This window comes from Spirilliplanes yamanashiensis (genome assembly GCF_016863475.1).
In the GTDB taxonomy this organism is placed as follows: domain Bacteria; phylum Actinomycetota; class Actinomycetes; order Mycobacteriales; family Micromonosporaceae; genus Spirilliplanes; species Spirilliplanes yamanashiensis.
The window spans coordinates 42941-58386 of record NZ_BOOY01000037.1 but is presented as its reverse complement, the minus strand read 5'-3'; the positions used below and the strand labels follow the sequence as shown (position 1 = coordinate 58386).

Annotated in this window: 12 protein-coding genes; 1 reads left to right on the top strand and 11 read right to left on the bottom strand. The window is 74.8% G+C overall.

Going from position 1 to position 15446, the window contains the following annotated elements; translation table 11 throughout:
- Window positions 1–322 precede the first annotated feature (322 nt).
- From Sya03_RS26855 to Sya03_RS31360, 3 genes are all read right to left on the bottom strand, one after another.
- On the bottom strand, window positions 323–2776 hold the full coding sequence (locus Sya03_RS26855) for a GH92 family glycosyl hydrolase (protein WP_203941213.1): 2454 nt from the start codon (window positions 2774–2776) through the stop codon (window positions 323–325).
- 203 nt (window positions 2777–2979) lie between these two features.
- Window positions 2980–5196 (bottom strand): ComEC/Rec2 family competence protein, encoded by a 2217-nt coding sequence (locus Sya03_RS26850; RefSeq protein WP_370871989.1) that lies wholly within the window; start codon window positions 5194–5196, stop codon window positions 2980–2982.
- Window positions 5197–5534: 338 nt separating this feature from the next.
- Complete coding sequence (locus Sya03_RS31360) at window positions 5535–6266, bottom strand: ComEA family DNA-binding protein (protein ID WP_370872148.1); 732 nt, start codon at window positions 6264–6266, stop codon at window positions 5535–5537.
- 816 nt (window positions 6267–7082) lie between these two features.
- On the opposite strand from Sya03_RS31360, the gene Sya03_RS26840 reads away from it, so the two are divergent.
- Entirely contained in the window at window positions 7083–7862 is a 780-nt protein-coding gene (locus tag Sya03_RS26840) for a putative protein N(5)-glutamine methyltransferase (RefSeq protein WP_203941211.1), read from the top strand.
- A gap of 33 nt (window positions 7863–7895) precedes the next feature.
- Here Sya03_RS26840 and Sya03_RS26835 read toward each other — a convergent pair whose 3' ends face one another.
- The 8 genes from Sya03_RS26835 to obgE all read right to left on the bottom strand — a co-directional run bounded on the left by Sya03_RS26835 (window position 7896) and on the right by obgE (window position 15439).
- On the bottom strand, window positions 7896–8738 hold the full coding sequence (locus tag Sya03_RS26835; protein ID WP_203941210.1) for a DegV family protein: 843 nt from the start codon (window positions 8736–8738) through the stop codon (window positions 7896–7898).
- Window positions 8739–8771: 33 nt separating this feature from the next.
- On the bottom strand, window positions 8772–9164 hold the full coding sequence (locus Sya03_RS26830; protein WP_203941209.1) for a hypothetical protein: 393 nt from the start codon (window positions 9162–9164) through the stop codon (window positions 8772–8774).
- Window positions 9165–9205: 41 nt separating this feature from the next.
- The gene (locus tag Sya03_RS26825; protein ID WP_203941208.1) at window positions 9206–9835 is read right to left on the bottom strand and encodes a histidine phosphatase family protein; all 630 of its coding nucleotides are present in this window, start codon (window positions 9833–9835) and stop codon (window positions 9206–9208) included.
- The gene (gene rsfS / locus Sya03_RS26820) at window positions 9832–10227 is read right to left on the bottom strand and encodes a ribosome silencing factor (protein ID WP_203941207.1); all 396 of its coding nucleotides are present in this window, start codon (window positions 10225–10227) and stop codon (window positions 9832–9834) included. Before rsfS ends, Sya03_RS26825 begins: the two co-directional genes overlap by 4 nt.
- A gap of 67 nt (window positions 10228–10294) precedes the next feature.
- Window positions 10295–10882: a nicotinate-nucleotide adenylyltransferase gene (gene nadD, locus Sya03_RS26815; RefSeq protein ID WP_203941206.1), complete on the bottom strand. Its 588-nt coding sequence runs from the start codon at window positions 10880–10882 to the stop codon at window positions 10295–10297.
- Between the two features lie 9 nt (window positions 10883–10891).
- Window positions 10892–13375, bottom strand: a complete 2484-nt coding sequence (pepN, locus tag Sya03_RS26810; protein WP_203941205.1) for an aminopeptidase N — start codon at window positions 13373–13375, stop codon at window positions 10892–10894.
- 43 nt (window positions 13376–13418) lie between these two features.
- A complete protein-coding gene (locus Sya03_RS26805) occupies window positions 13419–13868 on the bottom strand; it encodes a GNAT family N-acetyltransferase (protein ID WP_203941204.1) in 450 nt (149 codons plus the stop codon).
- A gap of 59 nt (window positions 13869–13927) precedes the next feature.
- Window positions 13928–15439 (bottom strand): GTPase ObgE, encoded by a 1512-nt coding sequence (obgE, locus tag Sya03_RS26800; RefSeq protein WP_203941203.1) that lies wholly within the window; start codon window positions 15437–15439, stop codon window positions 13928–13930.
- Window positions 15440–15446 lie beyond the last annotated feature (7 nt).

The window sequence follows — 15446 nt, the reverse complement described above, 5'->3', positions numbered from 1 at the left end:
GCCGGGACCGTGGTGCTCACCCGTTCGCGTCGCGGACCGATCACGGAATGCGAAACCCGACATATCAGTGATCCGACATGCCCCCACCGCCCGTACTGGACGGTCCCGACACCACACCGCGGCCTGCCGACCGGCCCTGCGGGGCGCGGATCGGCGGGGTCCGAGCACACGCGGACGGCGGCCCGGGGCACATTCCGGGCACCGCCCGCACTGCGTCCGGCCACGGTCCGGGCACCGCGCGGAGGGCGACCCAAACGCGGCCCAGCCGCCCGGGCCGGCAACCCAGGCGCGCGTGAGCGGCGGCTCGGACTGCCGTTCGCGGTCAGCGCGTCACGTGGTCGCGGGGCAGGTCACCCGGCTCGGTGGCCCATCCGATGCGCGGCCGCGCCCCGAGCGTGAACGTCGCCACCCCACCCTTGCGCACGAACGACTCCGGCAGCCACGACTGGGTGCGCGCCGCGCCGCCAAGCTCCAGTTTCTGCACGAACGGGTCCGTCTCGCCGGCCGCTCCGCCGTTCGCATCGGCGTTGATGTACAGCCGGACGCCGTTGCTGCGGCGGATCTCGATGCGCGGGAAGACGGGCGCGGCGACGAGCAGCTCGGCGCGGCCCGGCGTCTGCGGGAACACGCCCATCGCGGCGAACACGTACCAGGCGGACATGGTGCCGAGGTCGTCGTTGCCGGGCAGGCCGGCCGGGCCGACTCCGTAGACGGTGTCGACGATGCGCCGCACCACCTCCTGGGTCTTGAACGGCTGGCCCAGCCCGTTGTACATCCACGGCACGTGGATGCCCGGTTCGTTCGTCGGGTCGTAGCGCACCGCGCTGCCGCCGCCGACGGCCCAGTTGCCGTTCTCGTCGCGGAAGAACCGGTCGAGCCGCTCCACCGCGACGTGCCCGCCGCCCATCAGCTCGCCGAGCCCGCCGACGTCCTGCGGGACCATCCACGTGTACGTGGCGCTGGACCCCTGCGCGAACCCCCGGTCGGTGGCCGGCGTGAACCCGCCGACCCAGCTGCCGTCGGCGTTGCGCGCCTGCTGGTACCCGCCGAAGGCGGTGGCCGCCGGGTTGAACGTGTTGCGCCAGTAGTTCGCCCGCTCCAGCATCGCCGCGGCGGCCGCGTCGTCGCCGAGCCGCCGCGCCCACATGGCGAGCGAGTGGTCGGCGAGGGAGTTCTCGAGCGTCTCGGCGGCGCCACCCCAGCACGCGCACCGGTCCTGCGGGGCGTACTTCAGCGCCAGGTACTGCTCGAGGGCGGCGCGCTGTGCGACGCACTGGCCGGGGCAGCCGCGGGTGTCGAGCGCCTCCGCGTTCTGCACGGTGGCCTGCCGGTACAGCGACGCGAACGCGGCCCTGGTGTCGAAGTTCGTGACGCCCATCGCCGCGAACGTGGCGAGCGTCGGCGCCGCCGGGTCGCCCGTCATGACGTGGGTGGGGGCACCCAGGTGCAGCCAGCGGTCCCAGATGCCCTTGTTCTGCTCGGCGAACGCCAGCATCGACTGCGCCATGTCACCGGCGACGTCGGGCCGCAGCAGCGCGAGCAGCTGGATCTGCGCCCGGTACTGGTCCCAGCCGGAGAACGTGCCGAGCTGCGCGTTCTGCGTCCGCGTGATCGTGTGCACGGCCATGTCGGCGCCGAGGTAGCGCCCGTCGACGTCGCTGACCGTCTGCGGCTGCAGCAACGCGTGGTAGATGCCCGTGTAGAACGCGGTGCGCCGGGCCTGGCTGCCGCCGCCGACCCGGATCCGGTTCAGCTCGCCGCGCCACTCGTCGCGCGCCTGGGCCGCCACCGCGTCGACCGTGGCGCCGGCCGGGATCTCCGTGTCGCGGTTGCGCACCGCACCGGCAAGATCCACGTAGGAGATGCCGATCCGCACCCGCACGTCCCGGTCGGACGCCGGGTCGAACCCGACCCAGCCGCCCGACCCGCGCCCGGCCCGCGCCGCCCCGGTCAGGTACCCCTCGCCGCCGGTCGCCGTCGTGCTGCCCGGCGTGATCGTGGCGTCCTTCCACGTGCCCGTGGACGCGAAGTCGCGATCGAACACCGCGCTGAAGAACAGCCGGTAGTACGACCGCCGGTTCGGGTTGGCGTCCCCGCCGCCGTTGCCGCGCCGCGCGCAGAACCCGCCCGTGAGCACCGAGCCGGTCACGGTACGCGTCGCCGGGTCGATCGTGATCTCGGCGTCCTCGCTGCCGTTGAGCGAGTTCGACGTGCGGAACAGCAGGTTCGCCGGCCGGTCCGCCGGGAACGTGAAGTCGCCGATGCCCGCCCGCGTGCTCACCGCCAGGTCGGTCCGCGCCCCGCTGTCCAGCGTCACCGCGTAACGCCCCGGGCCGGCGGACTCGTTCGCGTGCGAGAACCCGCTCGCGTACACCGCATCCGTGGAGTCCGCGCTCGGCGACGTGGTCATCGCTCCCGCGAACGGCATGATCGGCACGTCACCCGCCGCGCCCGGGTGGCAGCCGGCCCCGTTGACGTGCGTCAGGCTGAACCCTCGCACCCGCGACGCGCCGTACTCGTACCCGTTCGATCCGGGGGTGTTGGTCTGGTCGCCGTTGGTGGTGGTCGGGCTCCAGGCGATCATCCCGAACGGCCGCGCCGCCCCCGGCCACGTGTTCCCGCCCCGGCTCGACCCGATGAACGGATCGACGTACGGCACCGGGTCGCCGACCAGCGCCGGAGCCGCGGCCCCCGCCGGCACGGCCGGCCCGATCGTCGCAACCAGCGCCGCCGCGACCACGGCGGCGGCGACCCCTCGGGTACGCGTGACAAGCATTCTGCACCTTCGCTCAGCTCGGGGAACGGGCGTACGGTACGGCGGCCGCGCCAACGCGCGGTGAGCATGAGGCGGTCGCCGAGGTGAACGGTGCGCGACCCCCGCATCGACCGGCACGGATGATCTCGGCGCCTTCACGATTGGCGGCCGGAGACCCGTTGTCAAGGTGAGGGCCCGGCGTCCGGCACCGTCGTACCGGGGGCTCATGGCCCTGCCGCCCTGATCGCCGGGTCCGGGCCGCGGACCGCCACCGCCAGGCCGGACGCCGTGCGGACGGCCGCGACGTCGCCCGACGTGTCCGTGCGCAGGACGCGGGCGCCGCGGGTGGTCAGGCGGTCCAGCAGCGCCGGGTTGGGGTGGCCGTAGTCGTTGCCCACCCCGGCCGAGACCAGGGCGACCGTCGGCCGGACGGCGTCCAGGAACTCCGGGTCCTGATAGGCGCTGCCGTGATGCGCGACCTTCAGGACGTCGGCGCGCACGCCCGCCGCGCCGAGGCGGTCGAGCATCGCGCGTTGCTCCTCGACCTCGGCGTCACCGGGCAGCAGGATCGTGCGGTCGCCGACCGTGGCGCGTACGACGAGCGAGTTGTTGTTGGGGTCGGACCGGGTGCCCGTCAGCGGTTCCGGCGGGCCGATGACGGTGAGGGTCAGGTCGCCGACCGTGTACGACCAGCCCGCCGGCACCGCGTGCATCGGCGTGCCCGGGGCCGCGGCGGCCACGAGGGAGTGGCCGCCGGCCGGCTCGGCGATCCGCGGGGTGACGATCGCCGCGACGCTGCGGCCGCGCAGCACGCCGGTGACGCCGCCGACGTGGTCGAGGTGGAAGTGGCTCACCACCAGCAGGACCACCTGGCGGACGCCGAGGCGGTGCAGGCAGCGGTCCACCGGGGACGGGTCGGGCCCGGCGTCCACCACGACCGCCCGGCCGTGGCCCGCGGGCAGCACGATCGCGTCGCCCTGGCCGACCGAGCACGCGACCGCCAGCCACCCCTCCGGCGGCCACCCCGGCGCGGCGATGCGGACCGGCAGGGCGCCCAGCACGCCACCCAGGGCGAGCACCGCGACGAGCCGCCGGACGATCAGCCGCCGGGCCGCCACGAGCAACGCGACGGTGATCGCGCCCAGCAGCAGGGCCCCGGTGACGCCACTCGGCCACGGGACGGCGCCGGCGGGCACCTGCGCCCCGTACCGGGCGATCGTCACCAGCCATACCGCCGGCCAGTGCCCGAGCCACGCCGCGAACTCGGCGCCGCCCGGCCACACCGGCGACAGCACGGCCGCGGCGATGCCCAGCAGGGTGGCGGGCGCGATGGCGGGCACGGCCAGCAGATTCGCCGGCACCGACACGATGCTGATCGTCCCCGACAGCCCCGCCACCACCGGCGCGCACGCCAGCTGCGCGGCGGCCGGGACCGCGATCGCCTCCGCGACGCCGCCCGGGACGCGGTGCCGCTTCAGCGCGTCCCGCCAGCGGGGCGCGAGCAGGAGCAGCCCCGACGTGGCGAGCACGGACAGCGCGAAGCCGGGGTCGGCGGCCAACTCCGGGTCGAGAAACACCAGCACGGCCACGCCGGTCGCCAGGGCGGGCAGCGCCGCCCGGCTGCGCCCCGACGCGAGGGCGAGCAGGCCGATGGCACCCATCGCCGCCGCCCGCACCACACTGGGCGACGGCCGCGCCAGCACGACGAACCCGACCAGGGCGGCCGCGCAGACGACCGCCGTGAGAACCGGCCCGGCGCGCGTCCACCGCACCGCGAACAGCACCACGCCCAGCACGATCGCCACGTTCGCGCCCGACACGGCGTTCAGATGCGTCATGCCCGTCGCCCGGAAATCGTCCTCGACGGCGGGCAGCAACCGGCTCGTGTCACCGACGACGAGTCCGGGCAACAGCCCGCCGGCGTCGTCGCGCAGCGGCTCGCACGCCTTCTGCAGCCCGGCCCGCAGGGCGCCCGCCGCCCGCTGCGCCCACCCGGCGTCGCCGTGCAGGAAGGGTGCGTCGCGGGCGCTGAGGACCGCTGCGGTGAGGTCGCCGCCGCGCGGTTCGAGCAGCCGGCCGTGGACGGTGAACCGCTGGCCGGGCAGCAGTCCGCGCCATGCGGGATCGCTGCCGAGCACGATGCCGCGGACGTCGACGCGCGCTCCGGCCGGCGTGCCGTTCGGGCCCTCGGCGGCACGGACTGCCTTGATGTCGACCGCGATCAGGTACGACGGTGATCGGCCCGGTGTCCCGCGCAGGGCTCGCGGGTCGTCGCGGACGGTGGCATCCAGGTCCACAGTGGAGCCTGCGCGGACCAGACCGGCGAGCGGTTCGGCGTCGCGGGCGACCACGCGGGCGGCGGTGGCGACACTGCCGCAGACGACGCCCAAGAGCAGGGCGAGAACGGCCCAGCGCAACGCCGCGCGGACTTCGGGCGACATACGTCCAAGATGGATGGTTGTGCCGAATCGCCACAGCGCAGCGGCGGCCAGGGCGGCTACGGCGCTCACCGCGAAGCCGATCGGTGCGGTCAGGAAGAGGGCCGCGAGGGCGGACAGCCAGCAGCCGACCGCGAAGCCCACGAGACGCAGGTCCGGAAGAGCCGAGGGCGGAGGACCCGAGACGGTTGAGCCCACGGACGCAGAGCCCAGAGAGGCAGAGCCCGCGGACGCAGAGCCCGGCAGCGCGGGGCCTGGTGACGGCGAAGCCGACAACTGCGATGGCGGTGCCAGCGAGGCCGAGGAGGAACGCGGTAGGGGTGGCGGGAGCGGTCGAGATGTCACACCGTCACCAGGTCCTTGAGTTGCTCGTACCGGGAATCGCCGATGCCGTCGACCGAGCGCAGGTCCGACACCGCGCGGAAGCCGCCCTTCTGGTCGCGGTGGGCGAGGATGCGCTTGGCCAGCACCGGTCCGACGCCGGGCAGGGTTTCCAGGTCGGCCTGGGTCGCGGAGTTCAGGTTGACGAGGCCGCCCGCAGCCGGGGCGCCACCGCCCGGGGCCGGGCCGGCGGCCACGCCCGGGGGCGGCGTGATGCCGACGGCGATGAGTTCACCGTCGACGACCTTGCGGGCGGGGTTGAGCAGGGAGATGTCCACGCCGGGGGTCGGCCCGCCCGCGGCAGCGATCGCGTCCGCGACCCGGGAGCCCGGCGGCAGGCGGACCAGGCCCGGCTTGCGGACCTTGCCCGCCACCGCCACGACCACCTCGGCGGCCGGGGTCGTAACGGGCGCGGCGGGTGTGTCGACGGCGGCGGCCGGTGGTGGGGGCGGGACCGGCTCGGTGTCCGGGCGGGCGCGCCAGGCCAGGAAGGCGGCGACCAGGACGACGACCGCGGCCACGGCCGCGAGGGCCTTCACGCCGCGGCGGCCCGGGTCGAAGGCGGTCAGCCCGGCCAGCCGGCCGGGGACCGGCGAGAAGGCGCCGGCGCCGGGTCGGGCGGCGAGCGGGTCGAGGTCGGCGGTGGTCGGAGGCTCCGGGTGGGCGGTGGTTGGGAACTCCGGGTGGGCGATGGGCCGGTGCCGGTGGGAGGTGACCGGTCGTTCCGGGGTGGTGGTGGGCGGCGGGTTGGGCTGGTCGGGGTCGTCGGGTGTCTCCCACGGCCAGGCTGACGCGTCGGCGGTGTGAGGTGGCTGGGTGGCCGAGCTGTCGGTTGAGGCATAGGGCGTGGGCACGGCAGCGGAGGTGGATGACCACCGCGCCGAGGGCGGTAGGTCGGCGGGCGGGCGCCCGGCGATGGGCAGCGAGGACCGGGGGTCTGCGGGTGCCGGCTCTGCGATCGACGGCGAGGGCACGACGTCGGTGGGCGGTCGTCTCGAGCGGGAAGCCACTGCTGACGGCGGTCCTGGTGGCGCGGCGAGGGAGGACAGCCAGGCGACGGTCGGTTCCTCCGTGGGGCCGGACCAGTCCGGGCCGTCGGCCCACGCCGGACCGGACACCGGCGCAGGCAGGCCGGACGCGGAGCGAGATGAGGCGGATGCAGAGCCGGATGAGGCGGAAGCCAAGACAGGAGGGGCGGACTCCAGGACGGGAGGGGCGGACGCCAGGACGGGAGGGGCGGACGCCAAGGCAGAAGGGGCGGCCGTTGACGCAGAAAGGGCGGACGCCGGGACGGCATGGTCGGGCCGCTCATCGCCGAGGACCGACCACAGGCGTTGGCGGACCTGTTCCTCGCTGCGGCTGCTTCGTGAACCCACGGCGGCGACCGTAGGGCCGCGGCACCCCACCCCGCTTCCAAGCCTGTGGACAACCATCCGCTGTGGACAACGGCCTGAACACCCAGGCCACCGTGCTAAGGGCGCGACGCAGCGCCCGTAGGCTGCGGAACCATGTCCCACTCCCTCGCCGTTCGCGACGAAGCCCTTCGAGCCCTGCGTGCCGCCGGCTGTGTCTTCGCGGAGGACGAGCTGGCCGTGCTGTGCGAGGCCGCCGCCGGTGACGACCAGCGGCTGCGGGAGCTCACCGGGCGGCGGGTCGTCGGGGAGCCGCTGGAGCAGGTCATCGGTTGGGCGGACTTCTGCGGGGTGCGGGTGACGGTGCGGCCGGGGGTGTTCGTGCCGCGGCCGCGGACGCGGGTGCTGGTGGAGGCGGCCGTCCCGTACGCCGAAGCGGGTGGGCTAGTGGTGGATCTGTGCTGTGGGTCGGGGGCGGTGGGGCTGGCGGTGCGGCGGCGCGTACCGGCGGTGGTGTTGGTGGCCGCCGACCTGGAGCCGCGGGCCGTGGCGTGCGCGCGGGAGAACCTCGCGGGGATCGGCGAGGTGTACGAGGGTGACCTGTTCGCGGCGTTGCCGGCGGCGGTGCGGGGGCGGGTCGGGGTGTTGCTGGCCAACGTGCCCTACGTGCCGACGCGGCATCTGCCGTTGATGCCGGCGGAGGCGCGGGAGTTCGAGCCCGAGGTGGCGCTGGACGGCGGGGAGGACGGGCTGGACGTGTTCCGGCGGGTGGCGTGGGAGGCGTCGGTGTGGCTGGCGCCGGGTGGGGTGGTGCTGTCGGAGTGCGCGGAGTCGCAGGTGGGGGCGGCGACGGAGGCGCTGCGGCGGAACGGGTTGCGGGCGGAGGTCGTGACCGACGACGAGCTGGAGGCGACGGCGGTGCTGGGGCATCGGTGACGGCCGGCTGAGGACGGCAGAGCGCGGGAGGCCTCAGGGCCGGCGGTGGACCACCAGGCACGCGAAGCCCGGCCCGACATGGGCCGCCACCACCGCCCCGATCTCCGTGACGTAGCAGTCCCGCAGCCGCTCCCCCAGCCGGTCGCCCACAGCGGTCGCCAGGGCCGCGGCCCGGTCCGGAGACCCCAGGTGGTGGACGGCGATGTCGGCGTCGCCGTCGCCGGCCGCCGTGACCGCCAGGTCGACGAGGCGGGCCAGGGCGCGGGACGACGTGCGGACGCGGTCGCGGATGACGATCTCGCCGTCGGTGACGCCGAGGATGGGCTTGACGGACAGGGCGGTGCCGAGCAGGGCGGACGCGGCGTTGATGCGGCCGCCGCGGCGCAGGAACTCCAGGGTGTCGACGTAGAAGAGGCTGCTGATGCGGGCCGCGGTGGTGACGGCGACGGCGGCGACGTCGGCCTGCGTGGCGCCCGCGGCGGCGGCCGCGCCGGCGGCGAGGGCGGGGAAGCCGAGGCCCATGCCGGCGAAGCCGGCGTCGACGACGGTGACCTGGGGGCCGACCTCCTGGGCGGCGAGGCGGGCGGCGTCGACGGTGCCGGACAGCTTCGCGGAGAGGTGGACGGAGACGACCGCGTCGGCGCCCGCGTCGAGCAGGCGGCGGTACGCCGCGACGAACGTCTCGGGGGCGGGGCGGGAGGTGCTGACGGCGACGCGGCGCGCGTCGAGTGCCCGCGCGACCTCCGCCGGGGCGATGTCGACGCCCTCGACGCCCTCGACCCCGTTGACGACGACGGTCAGCGGGACGACGGTGAGGGAGCCGCGCAGCTCAGCGGGGAGGTACGCGGTGGAGTCGGTGACGACCGCGACGGGCATGCGGGCACCGTAACCGATCGCGGGGGCCCCGCGTCAGGCGGCGCTGATCTCCGCGACGACGAACGGGGTGCCCTGCTGGCAGGTGGTGGCCATGTCGCGCGCCTCGGTGCCGGTGACGACGACCTTCGCGCCGGGCGTGGCGGCGGACCGGTCGCCGCTGATGAGCAGCAGGTAGTCGCCGGTGCCGGTGCGCAGGATGAGGCAGCCGGGTTCGACGCCGGCGGCGACGGTGCCGGTGAGCTTGCGGGCGGCGTCCGGGGACGGCCCGTTGGGGTCGAGCGGCATGAACGAGGGCGGCGGGGCCGACGAGGGGGCCGCCGCCGCGGGGGCCGAGGGCGCGGAGGGAACGGACGGGGCGGCGCCGGGCTGCGCGCACGCCGCGAGCAGCAGGGCGGCCGCGAGGGGCACGAGGAGACGACGCGTCATGACGGTCCGACGCACGGGGCGGGCCACGGGTTCCCCCGGGATCACACCGGCGGCGGGACGGGGCGCTCGGTGAACGGCCCGACGTTGTAGGCGGCCAGCTGCCAGCCGCGCGACTCGTCGTGGGCCAGCTCGACCCAGTGGCAGTTCTGCAGGGCGCGGAAGGTGCGGATCTGCTCCTTGGGCCAGCCGAGCAGCTGCAGGACGCCCTGCCGGGCGGACGCGCCGTGGGTGGCGACGACGACGGTGCCGCCGGGGGCCAGCGCCGCCGCGTCGGCGAAGGCGTCGGCCATGCGCTTGCCCATGTCGTCGAGCGTCTCGATGTCGTCGCCGATGACGTCGGCGCCGGCGGTCCAGCGGGCGTACTCGTCGGGCCGCTGCGCCGCCACCTCGGTCATGAGCAGGCCCTGCCACGGGCCGAAGTAGCGTTCGCGCAGCCGCTCGTCGGGGCGCACGGACAGCCCGGTGAGGGCACCGAGGGCGGCGGCGGTGTCGGCGGCGCGGCGCAGGTCGCTGGAGACGATGGCGGCGGGGCGCAGCCGGACGAGCAGCTCGGCGGCGTCGACCGCCTGCTGGCGGCCGAGGTCGTTGAGCGGAACGTCGGTCTGGCCCTGCACGCGGCCGGTCGCGTTCCAGTCGGTGTTGCCGTGCCGCCAGACGATCAGGCGGGTCACGCGGCCCCGTCCGACGCGTTCGCCAGGTCGCGGTCGACGAACTCGATGGTGGGGCAGTCGCTCCACAGCCGGTCAAGGGCGTAGAACTCGCGCTCCTCGGTGTGCTGGACGTGCACGACGATGTCGATGTAGTCGAGCAGGACCCAGCGGCCCTGGCGCTCGCCCTCGCGGCGCACCGGCTTCGCCTTCTCGGGAAGCTGCAGCAGCGCCTCCTCGATGGCGTCGACGATCGCGACGACCTGCCGCTCGTTGCCGGCGGAGGCAAGCACGAAGGCGTCGGTGATGACCAGCTGGTCGGCCACGTCGATGACGACGATGTCCTGTGCCTTCTTGTCGGCGGCCGCCTGCGCGGCGGTCAGTGCCAGCTCGCGGCCTCGCTCGGAGACGGACAAGGCGCTCCCTTCGTCAGAACCTGTGGACTCCAGCCTCTCACACACCCCCGACAATCCAAGAAACGGATCAAACGTATAAACGACGCTTCGCGATGTATTGCACCACCCCGTCCGGCACCAGATACCAGACCGGCTTGCCGGCCTTCACCCGTGCGCGGCAGTCGGTGGACGAGATGGCCATGGCCGGGACCTCCACCAGGCTGACCGTGTCGTCCGGCAGGTGGTCGTCGGACAGCACGAAACCCGGGCGGGTGACGCCGATGAAGTGCGCCAGCGAGAACATCTCGTCGGCGTCCTTCCAGGAGAGGATCTTCGCCAGGGCGTCCGCGCCGGTGATGAAGAACAGCTGCGCCGCCGGGCCGTACGCGTCGCGCAGGTCGCGCAGCGTGTCGACCGTGTACGTCGGCCCCGACCGGTCGACGTCGGCCCGGCTCACCTGGAACCGCGGGTTCGACGCCGTCGCGACGACCGTCATCAGGTAGCGGTCCTCGGCGGGCGTCACCGCCTCCTTCTGCCACGGGTTGCCGGTGGGCACGAAGACGACCTCGTCCAGCGCGAAGCGGTCGGCCACCTCGCTGGCGGCGACGAGGTGCCCGTTGTGGATGGGGTCGAACGTCCCGCCCATGATGCCGATCCGGCGTGCTTGTTGATCCACCCGTGGACCCTATCCCCGCGCGCTCAGCGCCCGCCGCAGGTCGTCGTCGGCGTCCACGACCGCCCGGCGCAGCTGCGCCGGCAGGTCGGGTGCCGCCAGCAGGTCCGCGGCCAGCTGCCGGGTGCGCGCCGCCACCGCGAGCCGGGGGTACGCGAGCTTCGCCACCCGCTCGGCCAGCCACGGGTTGAACCGCCCGGCCACCTCGGGCATCTGGGCGAAGTACCGCTCGACGTACGGGGCGGTCAGCTCGGCCTGCTCGGGCTGCCAGAAGCCCTCCGCGTTGGCCTCGACGATGCGGTTCGACGCGTCGACGGCGCCGGTCAGCACCGCCCAGGCGCGCTCCTTCGCCGCCGCGTCGGGCAGCGCCGACCGGCACAGCGCCGCCCGGTGCTCGCCCGAGGCGCTGCGGTCGCGGGCCAGCTCGGCGTCGACGTCGGCGGCCGTGGCCGCGCCCAGCACCACCAGCCGGTGCAGGATCAGCCAGCGCAGCTCGTCGTCCACGGCGATGCCCTCGGGCACCCCGGCGCCGTCGAGCAGGCCGCGCAGGCGCCGGGCGTCGACCGTCGCGCCGATCAGCCCGCGCGCGGCCGCCAGCTGCAGCGACCCGCCCGCCGGGGCCGCCGCCAGCAGCCGGTCGCAGGCCTGGGCGAGCAGCGCCAGCGCGGCCGGGCGGGTGGCCGGGTCGAGGTAGCGGTCGGTCAGGCCGCGCGTCTGCGACAGCACGTCCTCGACGACCACCACCTCCGTCTCGGCGGGCAGCGCGGCCAGCACCAGCGCCACCAGCTCGGCGACCGGCCGCTCGCCGTCGCGGACCGTGTCCAGCACCGACGACCAGATCACCGCCCGGGCCAGCGGGTCCGCCAGGGCCGGCAGCACCGCCGGCACGGCCGCCGCGGACGCGTCGTCCAGGCGCACCTTGGCGAACGTGAGGTCGCCGTCGTTGAGCAGCAGCAGGTCGGCCACCGGCTCGCCGGCCAGCTCCGGCACCGGGGTGCCGCCCGTCGCGGCCGGGTCCAGGTCGACCTCGACGCGCCGGCGCAGCACGACGCCGGTCGCGGTGCGGTCGTACAGGCCCACGCCGATCCGGTGCGGGCGCGCCGTGGCGCCCTCCTGCAGCACCGACACCGCCGTGTACGCGCCGCCCTCGGCCGTCACCGCCGCCCGCAGGGTGTTGACGCCGGCCGTGCGCAGCCACGCCCGCGCCCAGCCGGTGAGGTCGCGGCCCGACGCGGCGCTCAGCGCGCCCAGCAGGTCGGCCAGGGTGGCGTTGCCGAACGCGTGCGCGGCGAAGTGCGCCCGCAGGCCGGTCAGGAACGCCTCGTCGCCCAGCCAGGCCACGAGCTGGCGCAGCACGGCCGCGCCCTTGGCGTACGAGATGCCGTCGAAGTTCAGCAGCGCCAGCTGGGTGTCGTTGACCTCGTCCGGGGCGACCGGGTGGGTGGACGGCCGCTGGTCGGCGGCGTAGCCCCACGCCTTGCGGTTCATCCCGAACGTGGTCCACGCCCGGTCGAAGCGGGTCGCGGCGGCGGCCACCCGGGTGCCCAGGTACTCGGCGAACGACTCGTTCAGCCACAGGTCGTCCCACCAGGCCATCGTCACCAGGTCGCCGAACCACATGTGCGCCATCTCGTGGGCGATCGTGGTGGCCCGCAGCTCGCGCTCGGTGTCGGTGACGGCCGAGCGGAACACGTACTCGTCGCGGATGGTGACCAGGCCCGGGTTCTCCATCGCGCCGGCCGCGAACTCCGGCACGAACGCCTGCTCATAGGCCCCGAACGGGTAGCGCACGCCGAACAGCGCGTGGAACTCGTCGAGGCACTGCTTCGTGACCGTGAGGATCTCGTCCGCGTCGGCGTCGAGGTGCCCGGCCAGCGAGGCGCGGCAGTACAGCGCCAGCGGCACGCCGTCGTGGCTGTCGCGGATCACGTGGTACGGCCCGGCCAGCAGCGACACGAAGTAGGTGGCCAGGGGCGCGGTCGGGGCGAACCGCCACACGCCGTCCTCGGCCGAGGCGAGCTCGCCGTTGCCCGCCACCAGCCAGCCCGGCGGGGCGGCGACCGTCAGCGTCACCGGCGCCTTCAGGTCGGGCTGGTCGAAGCAGGCGAAGATGCGCTGCCCCTCCTCCAGGAACGACAGCGCGTACAGGTAGACCGCGCCGTCGGCCGGGTCGGTGAACCGGTGCAGGCCGTCGCCCGTGTGCGAGTACGCCATCTCCGCCTCGACGACCAGCTCGTTGCCGTCCGCCAGCGCGGGCAGGGTCAGCCGGTTGTCGTCCACCGCGGCGTCCAGCGGCGCGCCGTTGAGGCGTACCGACAGGATCTTGACCGGCTTGACCTCGACGAACGTGGTGGCGCCCGCGGTGGCCGCGAACCGGATCGTCGTGGTGGACCGGAACGTGTCGGCGTCGGCGGTCAGGTCGAGGTCGATCGCGTACGAGGTGACGGAGAGCAGCGCGGCACGCTCGGCGGCCTCGGCACGGGTCAGGCTCGGCATGGCACCCATCCTGCCGTGCCGCGCACGGGCGGCGGAACAGGCGTCACGCCGGAACCGGCAGCCGCTTCTCGAAGCAGACGCTGTACGGGTTGCCCACGTACTCGCCGTAGACGGGGATCGGCCGGTAGCCCGACGAGCGGTACAGGGAGATCGCGGCGGGCAGGTAGGTGCCGGTCTCCAGGCGCAGCGTGGTGTGGCCGCCCGCGAGCGCGTACTCCTCCAGGGCGGTGAGCAGGTTGCGGGCGATGCCCCGGCCCCGGTACGCGGGGCGCACGTACATGCGCTTGAGCTCGGCGACGTCGCCGTCGAGGCGCTGCACCGCCCCGCACGCCACGGCCCGCCCGTCGAGCACCACGACCAGGTACTCGGCGTCGTCGTGCAGCGGGTAGACGGCGCCGTCGAGGCCGCCGTCGGCCTGCGCCAGCTCGCGCTGCTGGGTGATCAGCAGGGCGGTCAGCTCGGGGTCGGTGACGGCGCGCTCCTCGATCAACACGCCGTCACCGTACTCAAGCCGCATTTCCGACAGGTGACCGGCACATGGACCCGACCGGGCTACTCCCCTGCGTCCTTGGCGGGTTCGGGGGCGGTCCCGGGGGCGGTCTCGGCGACCGTCTCGGGGTCCGGGTCGCCGACGGTGCCGGCCGGCACGGCCGCGGCGGCCTGCTGCTCGAACGGCACCCGGCGGGCCTTGCGGGCCGCCAGGCGCTGCGCGGCGGACGCCCGCGACGGCGTGTCCGACAGGCGCAGGTCGGTGCCGCGCGGCCCGGCCATGTACTCGCCCGCCGACGGGTGCCAGTCGAACTCGTGGGTGCCGATGCGGACCAGGTCGCCCGGGTTCGCGCCCGCCTTCGCCAGAGCGTCCTCGACGCCGAGCCGGTTGAGCCGGTCAGCGAGGTAGCCGACGGCCTCCTCGTTGTCGAAGTTCGTCTGGCGCACCCAGCGCTCGACCCGCACGCCGCGGATCTCCCACGCGCCGTCGGCCGCGGCCGTGACCGTGAAGCCGGCGTCGTCGACGGCGGTGGGCCGGATGACGATGCGGGTCGGCTCGGGGTCCGGGGCGATCGCCCGGTGCTGCTCGACCATCTCGGCGAGGGCGTACACCAGCTCCTTGAGCCCTTCGCGGGTCACCGCGCTGACCTCGAACACGCGCAGGCCGCGCGCCTCCAGGTCAGGGCGCACGATGTCGGCCAGGTCGCGCCCGTCCGGGATGTCGATCTTGTTGAGGGCGACCAGCCGCGGCCGGTCCTCCAGCCCCCCGTACGCCGCCAGCTCCGCCTCGATCGCGTCCAGGTCGGCCAGCGGGTCGCGCTCGGTCTCGATCGCGGCCGCGTCCAGCACGTGCAGCAGGACGCTGGTGCGCTCGATGTGGCGCAGGAACTCCAGGCCCAGGCCCTTGCCGGTGGCGGCGCCCGGGATGAGGCCGGGCACGTCCGCGACGACGAACGTGGTCTCGCCCGCCTGCACCACGCCCAGGTTCGGCACCAGCGTGGTGAACGGGTAGTCGGCGATCTTCGGCTTGGCGGCCGAGATGACCGAGATCAGCGACGACTTGCCGGCCGACGGGAAGCCCACCAGGCCCACGTCGGCGACGCTCTTCAGCTCCAGCACGACGTCGAGCTGGTCGCCCGGCTCGCCCAGCTCGGCGAAGCCGGGAGCCTTGCGCCGGGTGTTGGCCAGCGCCCGGTTGCCGCGCCCGCCCCGGCCGCCGCGGGCGATCTCGAACGTGGTGCCCGCCCCGATGAGGTCGGCCAGCACCTCGCCCTCGGGGGTCAGCACGACCGTGCCGTCCGGCACCTTCAGGACCAGGTCCTGGCCGTTGCCGCCGTCGCGGTTCGAGCCCGCGCCGCCCTTGCCGTTCTCGGCCTTGACGTGCGGGTGGAAGTGGAAGTCGAGCAGCGTGTGCACCTGCGGGTCGACCACCAGCGAGACGCTGCCGCCGTGCCCGCCGTTGCCGCCGTCGGGGCCGCCGAGCGGCTTGAACTTCTCCCGGTGCACGGAGACGCAGCCGTGCCCGCCGTCCCCGGCCTGCAGATGGAGGACTACGCGGTCCACGAACGCGACCATGACCCAC